Consider the following 14,363-nt stretch of genomic DNA (forward strand, 5'->3'; position numbering starts at 1 on the left):
CTTGGCAACACCCACATCGGATATCCCATGCAAGTCAAGAACCCCATCCTCGGCCTCTGCCAGAAAGCCAAATTCGCCCTCAGCGCCGCCAAGGTCGAACAATGCCCTGAAGACCAGGGTTACGAGGTGGCCTTTGCCGGCCGTTCCAACGCTGGCAAATCCAGTGCCCTCAATACCCTGACCCATGCCAGCCTGGCGCGGACGTCCAAGACCCCGGGCCGCACCCAGCTGTTGAATTTCTTCAGTCTGGACGATGAACGGCGATTGGTCGACCTGCCGGGCTACGGATATGCAAAAGTGCCGATTCCGCTCAAGCAGCACTGGCAAAAGCACCTGGAGGCCTACTTGGGCGGACGTGAGTGCCTGCGCGGGGTGATCCTGATGATGGACGTGCGCCACCCGATGACCGATTTCGACAAGATGATGCTCGATTGGGCCAAGGCCAGCGGCATGCCGATGCACATCCTGTTGACCAAAGCCGACAAGCTGACCCACGGTGCGGGCAAGAACACGCTGCTCAAGGTGCAGTCGGAGATCCGCAAGGGCTGGGGCGACGCGGCGACCATCCAGCTATTCTCGGCACCCAAGCGCCAGGGGCTGGAAGAGGCCTATCGGGTGCTGGCGGACTGGATGGAGTTGGAAGACAAGCCGGCGGCTTGACCGCTTGTGTGGGGCGGCACAAGGCCGCTCCTACACGGTTGCGCAGTACCTGGAGGTCAAATTCCAGGCAAAAAAAACCCCGGACTTCATATGGGGAGGGGGAAGTTCGGGGTTCAAGTCCGGACCGCTAGGGCGGGGTCCAGATATCTGCCAACACTTAACACAACATAGGAGCATCGAAGGGCTTCACCAGCCATTCAGGTACTCTGAGTGGCGGTTCACCGGTTTAGTTCCGGGGCTCTGAAAACTATTTGCGATAGTTTCATGAAACACCGGATCTAAGGGAGGGGAGGCCAGCCGGATCCGCGACACTACGCCGCAGATCCTACACCGCTTCACGGCGCCATTCAGTGAGCTTCGTCCCAATTCGAGCCAACGCCCACTTCCACCAGCAGCGGAACGTCCAGTTGCGCAGCGCCGCTCATGTACCCGCGAATTTCATCTTTCACCTGCGCCACCAGGTCCTCACGCACCTCCAGCACCAGTTCGTCGTGCACCTGCAAGATCACCCGTGCATCCAGGCCGCTGTCAGTCAGCCAGTTATCCACAGCCACCATGGCGCGTTTGACGATGTCCGCGGCGGTGCCTTGCATCGGCGCGTTGATCGCGGTGCGTTCGGCGCCTTTGCGCAGCGCAGGGTTCTTGGCGTTGATATCCGGCAGGTACAGCCTGCGGCCGAACAGCGTTTCGACGAAACCTTGTTCAGCGGCCTGGGCGCGGGTGCGCTCCATATAGGCGAGCACGCCCGGGTAGCGCGCGAAATAGCGGTCGATGTAGTCCTGGGACTGTTTGCGATCGACGCCGATCTGCTTGGCCAGGCCGAACGCGCTCATGCCGTAGATCAGGCCGAAGTTGATGGCCTTGGCGCTGCGCCGCTGGTCGAGGGTGACGTCCTCCAGGGCCACGCCGAACACTTCGGCAGCCGTTGCCCGGTGCACGTCCAGGTTATTGCGAAACGCGTGCAACAACCCCTCGTCCTTGGCCAGGTGGGCCATGATGCGCAACTCGATCTGCGAGTAGTCCGCCGCCAGCAGCTTGTAGCCGGGGCTGGCGACGAAGGCCTGACGGATGCGCCGGCCCTCGGCGGTGCGAATCGGGATGTTCTGCAGGTTCGGGTCGTTGGAAGACAAGCGCCCGGTGGCTGCCACAGCCTGCTGGTAGGAGGTGTGGATGCGCCCGGTACGCGGATTGATCTGCTCGGGGAGCTTGTCGGTGTAGGTGTTCTTGAGCTTGCTCAGGCTGCGGTATTGCATCAGCACCTTGGGCAGCGGGTAGCCTTGCTCGGCCAGTTCATCGAGCACCGCCTCGGCCGTGGACGGCTGACCCTTGGCCGTCTTGCTCAGTACCGGCATGCCCAGCTTGTCATAGAGGATCCCCCCCAGCTGCTTGGGCGAGCCAAGGTTGAACTCCTCGCCGGCCAACACGAACGCCTCACGCTCAAGCTCAACCATCTTTGCCCCCAGCTCACCGCTCTGCACCTTGAGCAGCGCGGCATCCACCAGCGCACCCTGGCGCTCGATACGAGCCAGCACCGGCACCAGCGGCATCTCGATGTCCATCAGCACCGGCTGCACGCTCGGCGTCTCCGCCAGGCGTGCCTGCAAGGCGTGGTGCAGGCGCAGGGTAATGTCGGCGTCCTCGGCCGCATAAGGGCCCGCCTTGTCCAGCGCAATCTGGTTGAACGTCAGCTGCTTCGCGCCCTTGCCGGCGATTTCTTCGAAGGTAATCGTGGTGTGGTCGAGGTAGCGCTGCGCCAGGCTGTCCATGTCGTGGCGGGTGGCGGTGGAGTTGAACACATACGACTCAAGCATGGTGTCGTAGGCCACGCCGCGCACCTGGATGGCTGGGCTGCCATTGGCCAGGATGTTGATGTCGTACTTGGCGTTCTGGCCGACCTTGGCCTTGGCCGGATCTTCAAGCAAAGGCTTGAGCGCCAGCAGCACGGCTTCGCGCTCCAGCTGCGCGGGTGCGCCTTCGTAGTCATGGGCCAGCGGCACATAGGCAGCCTCGAAGGGCGAGACGGCGAACGACACGCCCACCAGCTGTGCCTTCTGCGCATCCAGCCCGGTGGTCTCGGTGTCGAAGGCGAACAGCGTTGCCGCACGCAGCTTCTCAAGCCAGGCGTCGAAACGCGCCTGTTCGAGGATTGTTTCGTACTTAGGCTCGACCTTTTCCGCCGGTGCCTGGGCAACGGCGGTCATCGCATTGCCAGCCTGTGCGGCGTCACGCTGCACATCGGCGATCCAGCTCTTGAACTCCATCTCGGTGTACAACGCCAGCAGGGCGTCGCGATCAGGCTCGCCGCACACCAACGCGTCCACCGCCACGTCCAGTTCGACATCGCACTTGATGGTGGCCAACTCATAGGAGAGGAACGCGGCATCACGGTGCTCGGCGAGCTTGGCCGGCAGAGTCTTGGCGCCGCGAATGGCCAGCGCCGGAACCTTGTCGAGATTCTCGTAAAGGGCGTGCAGACCGCCACCGATACCGGTCAGCAGCCCCACGGCGGTTTTTTCGCCAACGCCCGGCACGCCGGGGATGTTGTCGACCTTGTCGCCCATCAGGGCGAGGAAATCGATGATGTGCTCGGGACCCACGCCAAATTTTTCGTGCACGCCAGCAACGTCCAGCACACTGCCGGTCATGGTGTTGACCAGCGTAACGTGGCCGTCCACCAGTTGGGCCATGTCCTTGTCACCGGTCGAGATGATCACCGGGCGCCCGGCTGCGGCGCTGCTACGTGCCAGGGTGCCGATCACGTCATCGGCCTCGACGCCTTCGACGCACAGCAGCGGATAACCCAATGCGCGCACGCTGGCGTGCAACGGCTCGACCTGCACACGCAGGTCATCGGGCATGCTCGGGCGATTGGCTTTGTATTCGGCGAACATGGCATCGCGGAAGGTTCCGCCCTTGGCGTCGAACACCACCGCGAACAGGCTGTCCGGATACTGTCGGCGCAAGCTCTTGAGCATGTTCAGCACGCCCTTGACCGCGCCGGTAGGCATGCCTTTGGAGGTGGTCAGCGGCGGCAGCGCGTGGAAGGCGCGGTAGAGGTAGGACGAACCGTCCACCAGGACGAGGGGCGCTTGGCTCATGAGGAGAATCAACCTTTTCGGCAGGTCCGGCGCTAGAATAGCCAGAACATTTGACGACAAAGGGACTAGGTTATCATGCGTACACTCAATCGCCTGTTACTGCTCGGTCTGCTGGCCACCATGCCAGTCGTCACCCTGGCGGCGGAAGACGCGCCATCGGCAGATCCCGATGTCACCATTCGCACGGAAGGCGATAGAACCATCCAGGAGTACCGTCAAAACGGCTTCCTGTATGCGATCAAGGTCACGCCCAAGGGCGGCAAGCCTTATTTCCTGGTACGCGCCGATGGCACCGATGCCAATTTCATTCGTTCCGACCAGCCGGACATGCTGATTCCGGCCTGGAAAATTTTCGAGTGGAAGTAACCGCGGGTACCGTTCATATCAACCCGGCACTTCCCGGCGGAAGTGCCCGTATGGGCAATTTTTCGACATGTCAGTCTTCACCCCCGTGACCCGGCCTGAGCTGGAAACCTTTCTGGCGCAATACGAGCTGGGCCGTCTGCTCGACTTCCAGGGCATCGCCGCCGGCACAGAGAACAGCAACTTCTTCGTCAGCCTGGAACAGGGGGAGTTCGTCCTGACGCTGGTCGAACGTGGGCCGGTCGAGGACATGCCGTTCTTCATCGAACTGCTCGACGTCCTGCATGAGGCCGACATGCCGGTGCCCTACGCCGTGCGTGCGCGCGACGGCAAAGGCCTGCGCGAGCTGTGCGGCAAGCCTGCCCTGTTGCAGCCACGGCTGTCGGGCAAGCACGTCAAGCAGCCGAACAACCAGCATTGCGCCCAGGTCGGTGAATTGCTGGCGCACATCCACCTGGCCACCCGCGAGCGCCCCCTCGAACGCCGCACCGACCGTGGCCTGGACTGGATGCTGCAATCGGGCGCCGAATTGCTGCCGGGCCTGAACGCCGAACAGGCCGCGCTGCTGACCCCGGCCCTGGCCGAAATCACCGCGCACAAGGCGCAGATCATGGCCCTGCCCAAGGCTAACCTGCACGCTGACCTGTTCCGCGACAACGTGATGTTCGAAGGCACCCACCTGAGCGGGCTGATCGACTTCTACAACGCCTGCTCCGGGCCAATGCTGTACGACATCGCAATCACTGTGAACGACTGGTGCCTGGACGCACACAGCGGTATCGACCTGGCCCGCGCCCAAGCGCTGTTGGGCGCCTATGCGGCGCTACGGCCGTTCACGGCGGCCGAGGCCGAACTGTGGCCGGTGATGCTGCGGGTAGCGTGCGTGCGCTTCTGGCTGTCGCGGCTGATCGCCGCCAGGGAGTTCGCTGGCATGGACGTGACCATCCATGACCCACGGGATTTCGAAGTGCGCTTGGCGCAACGCCAGCAGGTGGCGTTGCACCTGCCGTTCGCCTTGTAATCGCACTGACCAACACCAACACCGCCGCTCCCTGTAGGAGATTACCCAGCCCTTTGGGCTGCGCTGTCGCGCAGAGAACTGATTTCGCAAGCGCGCCGCGTACCCTGTGGGAGCGGCGGTTCGGCGCCCCGACTTGCCCGCGAAGCAGGCGACTCGGTGTATGGCACCGGCTTCGCCGGTGTTCGCGGGCAAGCCCGCTCCCACAGGTCCCTGCTAAANTTTAGCCGCGAACACCGGCGCAGCCTGATGGGCTGCGCAGCAGCCCTGGCGATCTTGCATGGCCCCGAGATCTTGAGCCGCGTCTAACGGCCCATGCCGAAGCTCAAAGCTGCTCCAGGCACCCCGCCAGATCCCCGCCCAGCTTCTCCAGCAAACGCTCGTAGCCCTTGCCGTCCACCGGATCCGTTCCGCCCAGTGCATCCAGCTCAGCCAGCCTCACCGGCAGGCCCGTCGTCAACGTTTCGGCCAGGCGCGGACGCAGCGGCGGCTCGCTGAATACGCAGGTCTTGCCCACTTCCTGCAAGCGCTTGCGCATGGCCGCAACATGCTGCGCGCCCGGCTGCACCTCGGAGGCAACGCTGAACACGCCGGTGTGCTTCAGACCATAGGCAGCTTCGAAATAATCGAAGGCTTCGTGGAACACGAAGTAAGGCTTGTCGGCAATGCCTGCCACCCGCTGCTTGATGCGCACATCCAACGCATCCAGACGCTCGACGAACTGTTTAAGGTTCGCCTGGTAGCGCGCCGCATTGGCTGGGTCCGCTGCCGCCAGGTCAGCGGCCATCTTCGTCGCAATCACCCGCGCGTTGACCGACGACAGCCACAGGTGTGCGTCGAGACTGCCTGGGCGGTGGTCGTGATCATGGTCGTCGTGGTCAGCTTCATCGTGGGAGTGGCTGTCCTCGCCAAAATGGCGCAGCTGCATGCCAGGGAGCGACTGCACAGCCACGCTTGGCTTGCTACGCCCGCCCAGCACACGGGGCAGGAAGTTCTCCATGTCCGGGCCGATCCAGTACAAAAGGTCCGCGTCGCCGACCTTGCGCACATCGGAAGGGCGCAACGCGTAATGATGCGGCGACGCCCCCGGCGGCAGCAACACGTCGGGGCTACCGACACCGTCCTGTACCGCGGCAGCAATCTGTTGCAAGGGCTTGATGCTGGTCAGCACACGCACCTCGGCGTGGGCCGAAAAGGCGATGAAAGCGACAAAGAGAGCAAGGAATCGGGACACGGTGGATACTCGGCTCGTCAGAAACAGGTAACATAATAACGTCTCCATCCAGAACCGTCGCTGCCCATGTCCATCACGCCGCTGGCCCACCGTCCCCACGATCATTCCCATTGCGTTCATAGCGCGCTGGCCGAGGCCGATGCGCTGTGCAATCGCCAGGGCTTGCGTCTGACCGCCCTGCGCCGTCGCGTGCTGGAGCTGGTGTGGCAGAGCCACAAGCCATTGGGCGCCTACGACATCCTCGCCGTGCTCAGCGAGCAGGACGGGCGCCGCGCCGCGCCACCCACGGTGTACCGGGCCCTGGATTTTCTCCTCGACAACGGCCTGGTACACCGCATCGCCTCGCTCAACGCCTTCATCGGCTGTAGCCACCCCGAGCATGCGCACCAGGGTCAGTTCCTGATCTGCCGCGAATGCCACGTGGCCATCGAACTCGAACAAGACAGCATCAGCAACGCCATCGTCGACAGCGCCAAAACCGTTGGTTTCAGCGTCGAAACCCAGACCGTGGAAATCGTCGGCCTGTGCGGTAACTGCCGAGGCAAGGCATGAGCGACGCCCTGATCCGCCTCGAACAGGTCGGCGTTAGCTTTGGCGGCGAGGCGGTGCTCGACAGCATCGACCTGGCCGTGGCCCCGCGCCAGATCGTCACGCTCATCGGCCCCAATGGCGCCGGCAAGACGACCCTGGTGCGCGCCGTGCTCGGGCTACTCAAGCCGCACCGTGGCAAGGTGTGGCGCAAACCGAAGCTGCGCATCGGCTACATGCCGCAAAAGATCCAGGTCGACGCCACGCTACCGTTGTCAGTGCTGCGTTTTTTGCGCCTGGTGCCCGGGGTAGACCGCGCGGCAGCCTTGTCGGCGTTGCAGGAGGTGGGCGCCGAACAGGTGATCGACAGCCCGATCCAGACCATCTCTGGCGGCGAAATGCAGCGCGTGCTGCTGGCCCGCGCGCTGCTGCGCGAACCCGAGCTGCTGGTGCTCGACGAGCCGGTGCAGGGCGTCGACGTGGTCGGCCAGACCGAGCTGTACAACCTCATCACGCGCCTGCGCGACCGCCACGGCTGCGGCGTGCTGATGGTCAGCCACGACCTGCACCTGGTCATGAGCGCTACCGACCAGGTGGTCTGCCTAAACCGCCACGTGTGCTGCTCGGGCCACCCCGAACAGGTCAGCAACGACCCGGCCTTCGTCGAGCTTTTCGGCCAGAACGCACCGAGCCTGGCCATCTACCACCACCATCACGACCACAGCCACGACCTGCACGGCTCGGTCGTAGCCCCCGGCGCCCACGTTCACGGAGAGCACTGCAAGCATGGCTGATTTTCTTCTCTACGCCCTGCTTGCCGGCCTGTCGCTGGCGCTGGTGGCCGGTCCGCTGGGTTCGTTCGTGGTATGGCGGCGCATGGCCTATTTCGGCGACACGCTATCCCACGCCGCGTTACTCGGTGTCGCACTGGGCTTCGCCCTGGATGTCAGCCCGGCCCTGGCGGTCACCGTTGGCTGCCTGCTGCTGGCGATCCTGCTGGTGACGCTGCAACAACGCCAGCCACTGGCATCGGACACCCTGCTCGGCATCCTCGCCCCCAGCACCCTGTCGCTGGGCCTGGTGGTGCTGAGTTTCATGCACGATGTACGCATCGACCTGATGGCCTACCTGTTTGGCGATTTGCTGGCGATCAGCACCACGGACCTGGCCTGGATCCTGGGCGGCAGCGCGTTGGTGCTGACGCTGCTGGCCCTGTTCTGGCGGCCACTGCTGGCCGTTACCGTGCACGAAGAACTGGCGATGGTCGAAGGCCTGCCAGTGGCAGGCCTGCGCCTGGCACTGATGCTGCTGATCGCCGTGGTGATCGCGGTTGCCATGAAGATCGTCGGGGTGCTGTTGATCACCTCGCTGCTGATCATCCCGGCAGCCGCGGCACAACGTCACGCTCGTTCGCCTGAACAGATGGCACTGGGCGCCAGCCTGCTGGGTATCACTGCCGTATGCGGCGGTCTGGCCATGTCGTGGTTCAAGGACACCCCGGCAGGGCCATCGATCGTGGTCTGCGCGGCAGTGCTATTCTTGCTGAGCCTGGCGTTGCCAAAACGCTGAAAAATCCCAGCCACACGCAACCTTTTCGCTGGTAAAGGGTCTGTAAGACCGGTTTTCGAGCGTGCGCACCTGGGTGTAGACTTGCTCGCTTTTTGCGCAAATAGAGAGTCGCAGGAATGAAGCTGTTCGCCTCCCGTTATCTGCTTGTTGCCACGTTTTCCCTGTTCCTGGCCGCTTGCTCCAGCGCACCGGTCGAGCAGCCGGTCGTGCCTGCCCAGCCAGATGCCTGGCAGCAACTGGAACAGAGCATCGCCACCAACGAGCTGGCCACCGCCGAAGATCAGCTGGCCGCCTTGCAAACCCAGACGCCGGACGATGCGCGTCTCGAACCGCACCAGCGGCAGTTGGCCGAGGCCTACCTGAAACGCAGTCAAATCGTCCTGCAAAAGGGTGATGTCAACGCCGCCGCGACCGCCTTGGCCCGCGCCCGCGCGCTGATGCCACAGGCACCGGCGGTGACCGGCGGCGACACCATGGCCCATGCCCGCAAGGCCGAGCTGGAAAAAGCCGAAGCCGCACTCAAGGCTGCCGAAGCCAAGCCCAGCGCCCGGATCATCGACCCCGCCGCGCCACACACAGTCATCGCCCTGAAGACCACTGACAGCCGCGCGCTGCGGCGCCAGTTGGACGACATCGCCGCCGACGTGGTGAGCTATCGCTGCGAGGTGGTATTCCAGGTGCCGCGTACGCATGATGCGCCGTGGCTCAAGACCCTGCTGCAAAAGCGCGTGCACATGCTCGACAGCAGCTTCGTGCTCAAGCAGAGCCACGAAATTCAGCGCGCGCTGCCAGCACAGGTTGTGCTGATACCGCATCAGCCCTGACGGATTGGCATCAAGGGCCAAGTCGGCGCCATGCGCCGACGTGCCCCCATCGGTCAGGCCGGCACCGACTCGGCAACCGCCTCGCGCGCCCACACCCGATGCTCCGCCAACGCCTTGAAGAACGCCTCGAAGGTCTTTTGCTCATCGCCCAGCAATAGCCCTGCATCCTCCTGTAGCCCCAGCTTGTTCAGCAACAGCTTGCCGTCCAGGCTCAGGCCCATGGGCTTGAGGTGCTTGTAGGTCTCCAACAGGAAGTGCTTGGCCACCCCACTGCCTTCCAGCGCCTGGAGCGAAGCCTTGCCCGCCGGCACCCAGACGCCATCAAACATCACCGAAGGCATCCCTTCGATCGAGGCATCCACCGGCAAGGCCTTGCCGTCGGCGGTCTTCACCGGCGCCGACGTCGGCCCCAGCAGCATCGGCCGGGCACGCTGCGCCTGCAGGGCCTTGACCACCTTGTCGACACTCGCCACCTCCACCCCATCGGCCACCAGCACGCCGATCTTGCGCCCGCTGATGCCAATCTCGCCTTGCTTGCCGAGCTGGCTCAGGGCCTTGGATTGTTTGAGCTTGCTGCCTTTGACCTTGACCGTCGCGGCCTTCGGCGCGGGCAGACCCAGGTTGGCCGACACTGCCGCCGCCAGCGTGAGATCGATGTTGGCAAGGATTTCGTTGACCACGCGGGCCCGGATCGCTTCGCGCTCCACCTTACCCAGCTCGAAGCTGTACGCCTTGATGATGTGCTGTTGCTCGTGCGCGCTCATGCTCTGAAAGAACAAACGGGCCTGGGAAAAGTGGTCGCCGAAGGAATCGCTGCGCTGGCGAATCTTGTGCGCATCGATGCGCTCCTGGTAACTCTCGAAGCCGCCAGCCTGAGGCGCTGGCGGGGTCTCTTTGGGCCAGCCGCCATCGATGGAATTAGGCTCGTACGAGGCGCGGCCCTTGTCGAGGGTCATGCGGTGCATGGCATCCCGCTGGCCGCTGTGGTTGGGCGCCAGCGGGCGGTTGATCGGGATTTCGTGGAAGTTCGGCCCGCCAAGCCGGCTGATCTGCGTGTCGGTGTAGGAAAACAACCGGCCTTGCAGCAGCGGGTCGTTGGTGAAATCGATGCCCGGCACGATATGCCCTGGGCAGAACGCCACCTGTTCCACTTCGGCGAAAAAGTTGTCCGGGTTGCGGTCGAGCACCATCTTGCCCAACGGCGTCACCGGCACCAGTTCCTCGGGAATCAGCTTGGTCGGGTCCAGCAGGTCGAAGTCGAACATATGCTCATCGGCTTCAGGCACGATCTGTACACCCAGCTCCCATTGCGGGTAGTGCCCGGTTTCGATGGCTTCCCACAGGTCACGGCGATGATAGTCGGTGTCCTTGCCCGCAAGCTTCTGCGCCTCGTCCCACAGCACCGAATGCACGCCCTGGCGTGGCTTCCAGTGGAATTTGACGAAACTGGCCACGCCTTGGGCGTTGATCAGGCGGAACGTATGCACGCCAAACCCTTCCATCATCCGCAGGCTGCGCGGAATGGCACGGTCGGACATGGCCCAGATGACCATGTGCGCCGTCTCCGGGACCAGCGACACGAAATCCCAGAAGGTGTCATGCGCCGAACCGCCGGTGGGCATCTCGTTGTGCGGTTCAGGCTTCACGGCATGCACGAAATCGGGGAACTTGATCGCGTCCTGAATGAAAAATACTGGCATGTTGTTACCAACCAGATCGAAATTGCCCTCATCGGTGTAGAACTTCACTGCGAAACCGCGCACGTCGCGCACCGTGTCGCCGGAGCCACGCGGGCCCTGCACGGTGGAGAAACGCACGAACACCGGGGTGATCTTCTCTGGGTCTTGCAGAAAGCCCGCCTTGGTCAACTCGGCGTGGCAGCCATAGCTCTGGAAATAGCCATGAGCCCCGGTGCCGCGGGCATGCACGATGCGCTCAGGAATGCGCTCGTGGTCGAAGTGGGTGATCTTCTCGCGCATGATGAAGTCTTCGAGCAGCGATGGCCCACGCGCACCGGCTTTGAGGCTGTTCTGGTTGTCAGCGATCTTCACGCCCTGATTGGTGCGCAGTGCCTGGCCGGTAGCATCGCTACGGAACGCCTCGAGGCTCTGCAACTTGGCATTGGTGTTGGCGCGGTCCGGCGTGTCGGTGCCCGCCACCTGGCTCTGGCGGGACTCGGGGGTCTTCTTGCTGGCCATGTTCGCTTCTCCTCAGTCTTCAGGCTGCCCGTGCGGGCTTGTTCAAGTAGTGACTGAGGGGCGTTGGCGAGCGTTCAATCAGGATTACCGGTTGTCGCGTTATGCCCGCTGGGTTGGACGGTGACGAAATAAATGCTAAGAACAGCGAGTGGAAAAGGCTAAAATGCGCGACCCCGGCTCACCGCTGGCCCACATTCCATGCGCCCCACAAGGTTCGCTCAGTGATCGAGTTTCAAAACGTCCATAAGACCTACCGCGTCAATGGTAGGGACATCCCGGCCCTGAACCCGACCAGCCTGACCATCGAAGATGGCCAGGTGTTCGGCCTGATCGGCCACTCCGGCGCCGGCAAAAGTACGCTGCTGCGCCTGATCAACCGCCTCGAAAACCCCACCGGTGGCCAGATCATCGTCGACGGCGAGGAGGTCACCGCCTTCGACGCCAATCAGTTGCGCGGCTTCCGCCAACAGGTCGGGATGATCTTCCAGCACTTCAACCTGCTGGCCTCCAAGACGGTTGCCGATAACGTCGCACTGCCGCTGGTGCTGGCTGGCGAGCTGTCGCGCGACGCGATCAACGAGCGCGTCATGCAGCTGCTGCAACGTGTCGGCCTGCAAGACCATGCCAAGAAATACCCGGCCCAGCTCTCGGGCGGTCAGAAACAGCGCGTCGGCATCGCCCGCGCCCTGTCGACCAACCCCAAGATCCTGCTCTGCGACGAAGCCACCAGCGCCCTCGACCCGCAAACCACCGCATCGGTGCTGCAACTGCTGGCCGAGATCAACCGCGAGCTGAAGCTGACCATCGTGCTGATCACCCATGAAATGGACGTGATCCGCCGAGTCTGCGACCGCGTGGCGGTAATGGACGCCGGCAAGATCGTCGAGCAAGGCCCGGTGGCCGAGGTGTTCCTGCACCCAAAACACCCAACCACCAAGCGCTTCGTCCAGGAAGACGAGCAGGTCGACGAAGGCGAGCAACGCGACGACTTCGCCCACGTCCCTGGGCGCATCGTGCGCCTGACGTTCCAGGGCGATGCCACCTACGCACCGCTGCTGGGCACCGTGGCCCGCGAGACCGGCGTGGACTACAGCATCCTCGCCGGGCGTATCGACCGCATCAAGGATGTCCCCTATGGCCAGCTGACCCTTGCCCTGATCGGCGGGGACATGGACGCGGCGTTCGCACGCTTCACGGCAGCTGACGTACATATGGAGGTACTGCGTTGATGGACGCTCTGAATTTCTTCGCCAACGTCGACTGGGCCGAAATCTGGCTGGCTACCCTCGACACCATGATCATGCTGTTCGGCTCGCTGTTCTTCACCGTGCTGCTGGGCCTACCGCTGGGCGTGCTGCTGTTCCTCTGCGGGCCACGCCAGATGTTCGAACAGAAGGGCGTGTACGCGCTGCTGTCGCTGATCGTCAACATCCTGCGCTCGCTGCCGTTCATCATCCTGTTGATCGTGATGATCCCGGTCACCGTGCTGATCACCGGCACCTCGCTGGGCGTGGCCGGCGCCATCCCGCCGCTGGTGGTGGGCGCCACGCCGTTCTTCGCGCGGTTGGTCGAAACCGCCCTGCGTGAGGTGGATCGGGGGATCATCGAGGCGACCCAGTCGATGGGCGCCACGACCCGCCAGATCATCACCAACGCGCTGCTGCCCGAGGCACGCCCGGGTATCTTCGCCGCCATCACCGTCACCGCCATCACCCTGGTGTCCTATACCGCAATGGCCGGTGTGGTGGGTGCCGGTGGCCTCGGCGACCTGGCCATCCGCTTCGGCTACCAGCGTTTCCAGACCGACGTGATGGTGGTCACCGTGGTGTTGTTGCTGGTACTGGTTCAAGTTCTGCAGAGCGTCGGCGACAAACTGGTCGTGCATTTCTCCCGTAAATAACCCCAATGGGGTCGGCCCGGCCGACCCGTTCGGGGGCCGTCGCGGCCCTCACAAGGAGTGATCAATGAAGAAGCTGCTTGCTGTCGTCGCCGCTGTCGCGGCCTTCTCGGCCCACGCCGAAACCCTGACCGTCGCGGCCACCCCGGTGCCGCACGCCGAGATCCTCAACTTCGTCAAACCACAGCTGGCGAAAGAGGGCGTGGAGCTGAAGGTCAAGGAATTCACCGACTACATCCAGCCGAACGTGCAAGTGGCCGAAAAGCGCCTGGACGCCAACTTCTTCCAGCACCAGCCGTACCTGGATGAGTTCAACAAGGCCAAGGGCACCCAGCTGGTGAGCGTTGCCGGCGTGCACATCGAACCACTGGGCGTGTACTCGACCAAGTTCAAGAAGCTCGACGAGCTGCCAACCGGCGCCACCGTGGTCATTCCCAACGATGCCACCAATGGCGGCCGCGCCCTGTTGCTGCTGGATAAGTCCGGCGTGATCAAGCTCAAGGACAACAAGAACATCCTGTCCACCGTGAAGGATGTTGCCGAAAACCCCAAAGGCGTGAAATTCCGTGAGCTGGAAGCGGCCACCATCCCGCGCGTGCTGACACAGGTCGATGCTGCCCTGATCAACACCAACTACGCGCTGGAAGCCAAGCTGAACCCAGAAACCGACGCCCTGGCCATCGAAGGCAGCGACTCGCCGTACGTGAACATCCTGGTTGCCCGCCCGGACAACAAGGACAGCGATGCCATGCAAAAGCTGGCAGCAGCACTGCACTCGCCTGAGGTGAAGCAGTTCATCAACGAGAAGTACAAAGGCGCTGTGGTTCCAGCGTTCTAAGCTGACCTACCTCGCTGGAATCGCAGGCCGTCCAGGCTACCGCGATTCTATGTAGGAGCGGCCGGTCCGGCGCCCCGGCTAGGCCGCTCCTACAAAGTGGACTGCCCCCCAAAAGTTGGACAGTTTTAAGCAGCAG

Annotated in this window: 13 protein-coding genes; 10 read left to right on the forward strand and 3 right to left on the reverse strand. The window is 63.3% G+C overall.

What is annotated here, in order from left to right; genetic code table 11:
* Window positions 1–27: 27 nt before the first annotated feature.
* Complete coding sequence (gene yihA / locus FEM01_RS22345; RefSeq protein ID WP_138221631.1) at window positions 28–660, forward strand: ribosome biogenesis GTP-binding protein YihA/YsxC; 633 nt, start codon at window positions 28–30, stop codon at window positions 658–660.
* A gap of 347 nt (window positions 661–1,007) precedes the next feature.
* Here yihA and polA read toward each other — a convergent pair whose 3' ends face one another.
* Window positions 1,008–3,758: a DNA polymerase I gene (gene polA / locus FEM01_RS22350; protein ID WP_138221632.1), complete on the reverse strand. Its 2,751-nt coding sequence runs from the start codon at window positions 3,756–3,758 to the stop codon at window positions 1,008–1,010.
* Between the two features lie 75 nt (window positions 3,759–3,833).
* Here polA and FEM01_RS22355 point away from each other — a divergent pair, with 75 nt between their 5' ends.
* Together FEM01_RS22355 and FEM01_RS22360 are read left to right on the forward strand one after the other, a co-directional pair.
* On the forward strand, window positions 3,834–4,124 hold the full coding sequence (locus tag FEM01_RS22355; protein ID WP_138221633.1) for a DUF2782 domain-containing protein: 291 nt from the start codon (window positions 3,834–3,836) through the stop codon (window positions 4,122–4,124).
* Window positions 4,125–4,191: 67 nt separating this feature from the next.
* Complete coding sequence (locus FEM01_RS22360) at window positions 4,192–5,142, forward strand: homoserine kinase (protein WP_138221634.1); 951 nt, start codon at window positions 4,192–4,194, stop codon at window positions 5,140–5,142.
* A 322-nt stretch (window positions 5,143–5,464) separates the two neighbouring features.
* Here FEM01_RS22360 and FEM01_RS22370 read toward each other — a convergent pair whose 3' ends face one another.
* The gene (locus tag FEM01_RS22370) at window positions 5,465–6,421 is read right to left on the reverse strand and encodes a zinc ABC transporter substrate-binding protein (protein ID WP_138221635.1); all 957 of its coding nucleotides are present in this window, start codon (window positions 6,419–6,421) and stop codon (window positions 5,465–5,467) included.
* An 18-nt stretch (window positions 6,422–6,439) separates the two neighbouring features.
* On the opposite strand from FEM01_RS22370, the gene zur reads away from it, so the two are divergent.
* From zur to FEM01_RS22390, 4 genes are all read left to right on the forward strand, one after another.
* Entirely contained in the window at window positions 6,440–6,925 is a 486-nt protein-coding gene (gene zur, locus FEM01_RS22375) for a zinc uptake transcriptional repressor Zur (RefSeq protein WP_138221636.1), read from the forward strand.
* Window positions 6,922–7,695: a zinc ABC transporter ATP-binding protein ZnuC gene (gene znuC, locus FEM01_RS22380; RefSeq protein ID WP_138221637.1), complete on the forward strand. Its 774-nt coding sequence runs from the start codon at window positions 6,922–6,924 to the stop codon at window positions 7,693–7,695. The genes zur and znuC overlap by 4 nt, the downstream gene beginning before the upstream one ends.
* Complete coding sequence (znuB, locus tag FEM01_RS22385; protein WP_138221638.1) at window positions 7,688–8,470, forward strand: zinc ABC transporter permease subunit ZnuB; 783 nt, start codon at window positions 7,688–7,690, stop codon at window positions 8,468–8,470. Before znuC ends, znuB begins: the two co-directional genes overlap by 8 nt.
* A gap of 116 nt (window positions 8,471–8,586) precedes the next feature.
* Window positions 8,587–9,294, forward strand: coding sequence for a PA5502 family lipoprotein (locus FEM01_RS22390; RefSeq protein ID WP_138221639.1), 708 nt, complete (start codon window positions 8,587–8,589; stop codon window positions 9,292–9,294).
* Window positions 9,295–9,347: 53 nt separating this feature from the next.
* Here FEM01_RS22390 and katE read toward each other — a convergent pair whose 3' ends face one another.
* Window positions 9,348–11,492, reverse strand: coding sequence for a catalase HPII (katE, locus tag FEM01_RS22395; RefSeq protein ID WP_138221640.1), 2,145 nt, complete (start codon window positions 11,490–11,492; stop codon window positions 9,348–9,350).
* 221 nt (window positions 11,493–11,713) lie between these two features.
* Between katE and FEM01_RS22400 the strand changes: the two genes are divergently transcribed.
* The 3 genes from FEM01_RS22400 to FEM01_RS22410 all read left to right on the forward strand — a co-directional run bounded on the left by FEM01_RS22400 (window position 11,714) and on the right by FEM01_RS22410 (window position 14,227).
* Window positions 11,714–12,721, forward strand: a complete 1,008-nt coding sequence (locus FEM01_RS22400; RefSeq protein WP_138221641.1) for a methionine ABC transporter ATP-binding protein — start codon at window positions 11,714–11,716, stop codon at window positions 12,719–12,721.
* Window positions 12,721–13,392, forward strand: coding sequence for a methionine ABC transporter permease (locus FEM01_RS22405; protein WP_138221642.1), 672 nt, complete (start codon window positions 12,721–12,723; stop codon window positions 13,390–13,392). Before FEM01_RS22400 ends, FEM01_RS22405 begins: the two co-directional genes overlap by 1 nt.
* 64 nt (window positions 13,393–13,456) lie before the next feature.
* A complete protein-coding gene (locus FEM01_RS22410) occupies window positions 13,457–14,227 on the forward strand; it encodes a MetQ/NlpA family ABC transporter substrate-binding protein (protein ID WP_138221643.1) in 771 nt (256 codons plus the stop codon).
* Window positions 14,228–14,363: the final 136 nt, after the last annotated feature.

This window comes from Pseudomonas mosselii (assembly GCF_005796105.1).
Taxonomy (GTDB): Bacteria; Pseudomonadota; Gammaproteobacteria; order Pseudomonadales; family Pseudomonadaceae; genus Aquipseudomonas; species Aquipseudomonas mosselii_C.

Bases quoted from the DNA above. Each gene is read 5' to 3' on its own strand.
- znuB (WP_138221638.1), top strand. From the start codon at position 7,688: ATGGCTGATTTTCTTCTCTACGCCCTGCTTGCCGGCCTGTCGCTGGCG.
- katE (WP_138221640.1), bottom strand. From the start codon at position 11,492: ATGGCCAGCAAGAAGACCCCCGAGTCCCGCCAGAGCCAGGTGGCGGGC.
- zur (WP_138221636.1), top strand. From the start codon at position 6,440: ATGTCCATCACGCCGCTGGCCCACCGTCCCCACGATCATTCCCATTGC.
- FEM01_RS22360 (WP_138221634.1), top strand. From the start codon at position 4,192: ATGTCAGTCTTCACCCCCGTGACCCGGCCTGAGCTGGAAACCTTTCTG.
- polA (WP_138221632.1), bottom strand. From the start codon at position 3,758: ATGAGCCAAGCGCCCCTCGTCCTGGTGGACGGTTCGTCCTACCTCTAC.
- FEM01_RS22390 (WP_138221639.1), top strand. From the start codon at position 8,587: ATGAAGCTGTTCGCCTCCCGTTATCTGCTTGTTGCCACGTTTTCCCTG.
- FEM01_RS22370 (WP_138221635.1), bottom strand. From the start codon at position 6,421: ATGGAGACGTTATTATGTTACCTGTTTCTGACGAGCCGAGTATCCACC.
- FEM01_RS22410 (WP_138221643.1), top strand. From the start codon at position 13,457: ATGAAGAAGCTGCTTGCTGTCGTCGCCGCTGTCGCGGCCTTCTCGGCC.
- FEM01_RS22405 (WP_138221642.1), top strand. From the start codon at position 12,721: ATGGACGCTCTGAATTTCTTCGCCAACGTCGACTGGGCCGAAATCTGG.
- FEM01_RS22355 (WP_138221633.1), top strand. From the start codon at position 3,834: ATGCGTACACTCAATCGCCTGTTACTGCTCGGTCTGCTGGCCACCATG.
- znuC (WP_138221637.1), top strand. From the start codon at position 6,922: ATGAGCGACGCCCTGATCCGCCTCGAACAGGTCGGCGTTAGCTTTGGC.
- yihA (WP_138221631.1), top strand. From the start codon at position 28: ATGCAAGTCAAGAACCCCATCCTCGGCCTCTGCCAGAAAGCCAAATTC.